The following is a 4,590-nucleotide window of genomic DNA, read 5'->3' as shown; positions in this document are numbered from 1 at the left end:
GTCAAAAATGAGTCGACTGACACTCCGCATTCGCGAGCAAGCCCGCTCCCACAATTGAGCTTTATCGTTCGGGCTGGATCATCCGGCTTAGGGCCGCACAGTCTTCAGCATGCCAATCCGCCAACTCCGGCCACGGGTTCTCCGGCAGGTTCACCAACACCGTCTTGGTTCCTGCCGCCCGCCCGCAATCCAGGTCGAAACGGTAATCTCCTACCATCACCATTGCGCGCGGCGACACATCCCAGGCCTGCGCCAGCTTCAGCAGGCCGCCCGGATCAGGTTTAGGCGGCGCGTCATCACGGCCCAGCACGTCCTCGACCGCAAAGCAGTCCGCCAGGCCGATCGCCTCCAGGGTGATATGCGCCAATTCCCGCGCATTGCGGGTCAGGATGCCGAGCCGATAACCGCGCGCAGCCAGCTCGCGAACCAGCGCGACCGCACCGTCAGCCGCCACTGAACCCAGCGCCAGTTCGCGCTCGTGCTCGAGCAGCCAGGCATGCTTGGCCGCTGCCACCTCCGCCGGCAAGGCCGCGAGGTGGGTGAGGATGTCGTCCTCGGGCGGAATGTCCAAAGCCACGCGAATCGCCGCAAAGTCATGCACGGCCACCGTGAGGGTGCCGTCCATGTCAAATACCCAGTGCTTAACGTCAGCCAGGCTCATGCCCAATCCTTGCGATGGCGAATCAGCCCTTCCTGGGTCACCGAGGCCACCAGTTGCCCGGCGCGGTTGTACACGCTGCCCCGCGAGAACCCACGGGAATTGCCGGCCCATGGGCTGTCCATGGCGTAGAGCAGCCAGTCATCGGCGCGCAGGTCGGCGTGGAACCACAGCGCGTGGTCGAGGCTGGCGACTTGCATGTCTTTCTGCCACACGGTCTTGCCATGGGGCAGCAGCGAGGTGGTCAGCAGGCCGAAGTCCGACGCGTAGGCCAGCAGGTATTTATGCAGTGCCGGCGCGTCGGCCAGGGCGCCGTCGGCACGAAACCACACGTACTTGACCGGGTCGGACGGCTGCGGGTTGAACGGGTCTTTCTCGGTCACCGGGCGCACTTCGATGGGCTTGGGGCACAGGAGCTTGTCGCGCATGTGCTCGGGGATCAGGTGCGCACGCTGCTTGGTCAGCTCCAGCTCCGACGGCAGGTTTTCCGGGCCGACCACCACGGGCATGGTGGTCTGGTGCTCGAAGCCCTGTTCGTCGTACTGGAACGAGGTGGTGCAGGTGAAGATCGGGTTGCCCTTCTGGATCGCCGTCACGCGGCGTGTACTGAAACTGCCGCCGTCACGCACGCGGTCCACCGAGTACACCACCGGCAATGCCGCGTCGCCGGGGCGCAGGAAATAACCGTGCAGCGAATGCACGTGACGCGCTTCTTCGACGGTCTGGCTGGCAGCCGACAACGACTGGCCGAGCACCTGGCCGCCGAACAATTGGCGAAAACCCAGGTCCTGGCTGCGGCCGCGAAAGAGGTTTTCCTCGATCGGCTCAAGGGTCAGCAAGTCCACCAGATCTTCCAATACTTGGCTCATAGAGCACTCCTACTACAAACGATGGGGCATTCCGGGCTGCTTATCCGTGCAGCGTGTCCAACCATTGGGCGCGGGTGATGCGGTACAAAACATGAGGGCGCAGCGGGTCATCGACTGCGACCTTGGGGTGTTCAAAATCTGCCTGGGGATCGTAATGCATACCGATGGCCTGCATGACTTTTTGTGATGGCAGATTGGCTTCGGTGGTGAAGGCGACGATTTCATCCAACTGCAAGCGGTCGAAGCCGCAGCGCAGCGCGGTCCAGGCCGCTTCACTGGCGTAACCCAGGCCCCAATGCTCGCGGGCCAGGCGCCAGCCGATTTCCACCGCGGGGGCAAAGTCGGCTTCAAAGCTGACATTCAGCAGCCCGGTCAGGCCGATGAATTCACCGGTGTCCTTGCGCTCCAACGCCCACAGGCCAAAGCCGTACTCGGCAAAGTGCCCGCGAATCCGACCGATCAACGCGGCGCTTTCCAAGTGACTCAACGTGGCCGGAAAGTAGCGCATCACCTGCGGGTCGGCGCACATGCGCGCAAATTCGGTCAGGTCGCTGTCGCGCCATTGGCGCATCAGCAGGCGTGCGCTTTCCAATTTGAGTATCGGCTCCATGGGTCCCCTCCCTTGCCCTGTGAGTGCGGCCTGTGAGCAAGTGTACAGCGCTGGTAAGATCCGTCGCAGGTTCCCGTCAGAAAATCCCATGCCTTTGCCATTGATCTACCACGATGACTACAGCCCCGAGTTCCCGGCGGACCACCGCTTCCCGATGGACAAATTCCGCCTGTTGCGTGACCACCTGGTAGACAGCGGCCTGACCGAGGACAGCCAATTGCTGCGCCCCGAACTGTGCCCCGCAGAGATTCTGGCCCTGGCGCATGAACCTGGGTATATCGAACGCTACATGAGCGGCGAGTTGTCCCGCGAAGACCAACGGCGCCTCGGCCTGCCTTGGAGCGACGCCCTGGCCCGGCGCACGGTGCGTGCGGTCGGCGGCTCGATCCTTGCCGCTGAACAGGCGTTGGAGCACGGCCTGGCCTGCCACTTGGCGGGCGGCACCCACCACGCCCATTACGACTACCCCGCAGGCTTCTGCATCTTCAATGACCTGGCGGTGATCAGCCATTACCTGCTGGCCAGCGGCCGGGTCAACCGCGTGCTGATCTTCGATTGCGACGTGCATCAGGGCGACGGCACCGCGCGCCTCCTGCACGACACGCCGGATGCGATCACCGTGTCGCTGCACTGCGAAAAGAATTTCCCCGCGCGTAAAGCCCAAAGCGACTGGGACATCCCGTTGCCCATGGGCATGGGCGATGCGGACTACCTCAAGGTGGTGGACGACGCCCTCAACTACCTGCTGCCGTTGTACCAGCCCGACCTGGTGTTGTACGACGCCGGCGTCGATGTGCATAAGGACGACGCACTCGGTTACCTCAAGCTGACAGACCAAGGCGTCGCCGCACGTGATGAAAGCGTGATGCGCCACTGCCTGGGCCGGGACATCCCGGTGATGGGCGTGATCGGCGGCGGCTACAGCAAAGACCGCCCTGCCCTGGCCCGCCGCCACGGCATCCTGCACCACAGCGCTCAACGGGTGTGGACGTCATCAGGCTGTCATTGAAATGTGGGCGTTACCCACAATGCCTGTGGAACCACCTGTGGATAACTTGAGCGTAAGCCTCTGTAGGCCAATATCCGTATAGCCTGCATGAAAGTGTACGTTTTTTGATCAGGCAGCTACGCCGTCGTCGGGTAGAATGCTCGGCCTATCAAACGACCGTAGCCCACCCATGCCCCAGACCCCTCCTCCACACGTCACTATTATCGGCGGCGGCCCAGCCGGGCTGATGGCCGCTGAAGTCTTGAGCCTGGCGGGCGTGCGGGTCGACCTGTATGACGGCATGCCCTCGGTGGGGCGTAAATTCCTGCTCGCCGGTGTGGGCGGTATGAACATCACCCACTCCGAGGCCTACCCGGCGTTTCTGTCACGCTACGCCGAGCGCGCGCCGCAGCTGGCGCCTTTGCTGCGCGGGTTTGGCGCCGAGGCGTTGTGCGAGTGGATTCATGGCCTGGGTATCCAGACCTTTGTCGGCACCTCCGGCCGCGTGTTTCCGACCGACATGAAAGCCGCGCCGCTGCTGCGTGCCTGGCTCAAGCGCCTGCGCGACCAGGGCGTGGTTATCCACACGCGCCATCGTTGGCTGGGCTGGACGGCCGACGGCGGCTTAGTTATCCACAGCCCGGATGGCGAGAAAACTGTCCACAGCGATGCGGTACTGCTGGCGCTGGGCGGTGGCAGCTGGTCGCGCCTGGGCTCCGATGGCGCCTGGCTCAAGTTACTCGAAGACAGAGGCGTGCCCTTTGCCCCGCTGCAGCCAAGCAATTGTGGTTTCGAGGTGTCGGCCTGGAGCGAACTGATGGTCAGCAAATTCGCCGGCGCGCCGTTGAAAAACGTCGCCATCGGCGTGGCGGATGACAAACCGCGCCTGGGCGAATGTGTGATTACCGCCACAGGGATTGAGGGCAGTTTGATCTACGCCCTGTCGGCGCAAATCCGTGAGGCCATCAACCACAACGGCTCGGCCACCGTGCACATCGACCTGTTGCCGAGCAAGCCGCTGGACAAGGTCCAGGCGGCGCTGGCCAAGCCACGTGGCTCGCGTTCGATGAGCAAGCATTTGCACAGCCAGTTGGGGTTGGACGGGGTGAAATCAGCGCTGTTGCGTGAACTGACGCCTGCCGAACACTTCAATGACCCGGCGCAACTGGCTGTGGATATCAAGGCATTGCCCCTCACGCTGGTGAAAACCCGGCCGATGGATGAGGCGATCAGCACCGCAGGCGGGGTGCCGTTTGAAGCGCTGGATGAGCGCTTGATGCTCAAGCAATTGCCGGGGGTGTTCTGCGCGGGGGAAATGCTGGACTGGGAAGCACCGACGGGCGGGTATTTGCTGACGGGGTGTTTTGCCAGCGGGCGGGCGGCTGGGCGTGGGGTGTTGGAGTGGCTTAAGCGCTGAAATCTGCGCTGGATTCAGAGAAGCCATCGGGGGCAAGCCCCCTCCCAC

The 4,590-nt window shown here is 63.4% G+C and carries 5 protein-coding genes; 2 read left to right on the top strand and 3 right to left on the bottom strand.

The genetic code is table 11. The features are described 5' to 3' along the window. Window positions 1-61: 61 nt before the first annotated feature. From WBR57_RS28715 to WBR57_RS28705, 3 genes are read right to left on the bottom strand one after another with little or no spacing between them, the layout of a single operon-like run. Window positions 62-661 carry an HAD family hydrolase gene (locus tag WBR57_RS28715; protein WP_424088698.1) on the bottom strand — a complete coding sequence of 200 codons (600 nt, stop codon included), beginning with the start codon at window positions 659-661 and terminating at the stop codon, window positions 62-64. After that, window positions 658-1,527, bottom strand: a complete 870-nt coding sequence (gene tesB, locus WBR57_RS28710) for an acyl-CoA thioesterase II (protein WP_122538932.1) — start codon at window positions 1,525-1,527, stop codon at window positions 658-660. The genes WBR57_RS28715 and tesB overlap by 4 nt, the downstream gene beginning before the upstream one ends. Window positions 1,528-1,567: 40 nt before the next feature. Next, complete coding sequence (locus tag WBR57_RS28705) at window positions 1,568-2,137, bottom strand: GNAT family N-acetyltransferase (RefSeq protein ID WP_424088695.1); 570 nt, start codon at window positions 2,135-2,137, stop codon at window positions 1,568-1,570. An 88-nt stretch (window positions 2,138-2,225) separates the two neighbouring features. Between WBR57_RS28705 and WBR57_RS28700 the strand changes: the two genes are divergently transcribed. Beyond that, window positions 2,226-3,146 carry a histone deacetylase family protein gene (locus tag WBR57_RS28700; RefSeq protein ID WP_424088693.1) on the top strand — a complete coding sequence of 307 codons (921 nt, stop codon included), beginning with the start codon at window positions 2,226-2,228 and terminating at the stop codon, window positions 3,144-3,146. A 169-nt stretch (window positions 3,147-3,315) separates the two neighbouring features. Next, window positions 3,316-4,542, top strand: coding sequence for a TIGR03862 family flavoprotein (locus WBR57_RS28695; protein ID WP_424088691.1), 1,227 nt, complete (start codon window positions 3,316-3,318; stop codon window positions 4,540-4,542). Window positions 4,543-4,590 lie beyond the last annotated feature (48 nt).

This window comes from Pseudomonas sp. (assembly GCF_049590575.1).
In the GTDB taxonomy this organism is placed as follows: Bacteria; Pseudomonadota; Gammaproteobacteria; order Pseudomonadales; family Pseudomonadaceae; genus Aquipseudomonas.
This window is presented reverse-complemented; position numbering and strand designations above follow the sequence as displayed.